Here is a 2,410-nt window from a genome sequence, read left to right as displayed (position 1 = left end):
TTGGTGCGATTCGTTTAGCCGAAACCCGAAAGGGGGGATGGCTGGCAGCGATGGGGTAAGCCCATTAGGGTTAAAGGTCGCACTTTAATCCCCCATCGCCGACAACTTACTATTCATGCAGGTGAGAAAACCTAGTCGAGCATCTAGCTAAGACCACTAGGGGAAAGCGGGAAAGATGAAGGTGCAAATCAACATTATAACCAAAATCCAAAATAAACCAAGTCCTGACATCATGGTGCGTGATTGAAAGCACACAAAGAGCCAGAGATGAGTCTGGTTTCCTCTACACAAGGATTGACAACCTTTGTGTAAAGCGAGGGTGAACGCGGGCAATCGGGATAGCTGAATACCGACACCGCCAGCAAAAATCCTATAACCGAATCATTGCGAAAGTAATGAAGTCGTGGGGTAGAAGCGCAAGCTAACGAATTGTCGATACAACCGTCGTAATTGACAGTACCAGAGGATATAAGCTAATCAAAGAAATTTGAACTTCTTTGAGCTTCTGGGTCAGGAATATCTGACAAGGGTAAGGACTATCAGGACTCAATGACCGAGATAGCGCACCACCTAGAACCCCGGCGGAAAGACAAACCCTAACGGATTTAATCAATGAGTAGTAGGAACGAAGTAATCCTTTTGTATGCTCCTCTTCAAAAAAATAATTGTTGAGGTAGGCTGTCAGGCTACAAGCTGCGAAAGGTTGGGATGGTTTAAGAAGCTAATGCCTAACCTGAAATAACAGGTAATGCCGAAAAAGGGATGGGGTAATGCCCAGGATATGCAGACGTAAACCGCGAAGGTGATTAAGTGAAAAGGTGTAATTAGTAATGAACAAACCTAATTCTGATTTGGAAACAAATACAGAGGGATGGAAAGCTATTAATTGGCGTCAAGCCGAAAGATATGTTTTCAAGTTGCAAAAGCGCATTTTCGCTGCTTCCCGTTGTGGAGATGTCAAGAAAGTTCGTAAACTTCAAAAGACGCTGATGAGGTCTTGGTCTAATAGGATTTTGTCAGTAAGAAGGGTCACTCAGGACAACCAGGGAAAAAAGACGGCAGGAGTGGACGGGTTCAAAAGCTTGTCCCCAGCAGCTCGTCTAGAACTGGCAAGGGAATTAAAACTAACTGGAAAATCCAAACCGACTAGAAGAGTCTGGATACCAAAACCAGGAAGTAATGAAAAACGCCCACTGGGAATACCTGTAATGTACGACAGAGCCTTACAAGCCGTAGTAAAATCCGCACTTGAGCCGGAATGGGAGGCAATTTTTGAGCCAAACAGCTATGGTTTTAGACCGGGCAGGTCATGTCACGATGCGATTAGACAGATTAAAAACTGTATTCAACATAAAGCGAAGTTTGTATTAGATGCAGACATAGCCAAGTGTTTTGACCGCATCAACCATTATGAACTACTCCAAAAGTTGAACATAAAAGGCAAAGTCAGGAGACAAGTAAAATCCTGGCTAAAATCTGGAGTAATTGACGATGGAGTATTCACTGCAACATCTGAGGGTACGCCACAGGGCGGGGTCATTTCTCCGTTGTTGGCGAATATTGCTCTCCACGGGCTTGAAAATACACTCATGGAATACGCCAGAACCATAGACTTGAAAAACAATCGTGGTATGCAAAGTAGCTGGCTAATGAAAGAAAAGTCCCTGAGCTTCATCAGATACGCTGATGATTTCGTGTGTATGCACAAAGATAAGCTCGTAGTCCAAAGATGCCGAGAGATAATCTCGGAATGGTTAGTTGGCATGGGTTTAGAATTAAAACCTGAAAAGACGAGGCTAACTCACACTTTCAAGGATGAATTAAGTGAGGATGGTAAAGCTGGTTTTGACTTTTTAGGTCATCACATCCAGCAATACCCTGCTGGAAAACATCGGAGCAGTTTAAATCTGCAACGTGAGATATTAGGTTTTAACACACTCATTACCCCAAATAAGAAGTCAAGTAAGGCTCACCAAGAGGAAATCGGAAGAATCATCAAAAAACATAGGTCATCGCCACAATCGGCGTTAATCAGAGACTTAAACCCTGTAATAAGGGGATGGACTTCTTTCTATACAAACTCTGACGCTAAAACCGTTGGAGAACTCTCTAAACAAGATTACCTCACATACCTGAAACTTCGACGTTGGGCAAAATTCCGCTGTGGAAACATCAATGCAGGACATAAACGGTATTGGCATACCATTGGCGGTGATAACTGGGTATTCTCAACCAGAAAAGAGGGAGCGAACCCCCTTCGGTTACTAAAGCATAGTAAATTCGCTTGTAGCAGCAACGACTATGTGAAAGTTAAAGGTGATAAAAGCCCCTACGATGGCGACCTAGTTTATTGGAGTTCAAGAATGGGGAAAAATCCTGATTTGCCAAGTAGGGTGTCAAAACTCCTGAA

Annotated in this window: 1 protein-coding gene; it reads left to right on the top strand. The window is 43.4% G+C overall.

Features of this window, described 5'->3' with window-relative positions:
- Positions 1-830: 830 nt before the first annotated feature.
- The coding region (gene ltrA / locus QUA44_RS30315; protein ID WP_333310097.1) for a group II intron reverse transcriptase/maturase at positions 831-2,410 on the top strand (1,580 nt) is incomplete at its 3' end.

Origin of the sequence: Microcoleus sp. N9_A2, assembly GCF_036701775.1 — a bacterium.
GTDB lineage: Bacteria > Cyanobacteriota > Cyanobacteriia > Cyanobacteriales > Microcoleaceae > Microcoleus.
This window is presented reverse-complemented; position numbering and strand designations above follow the sequence as displayed.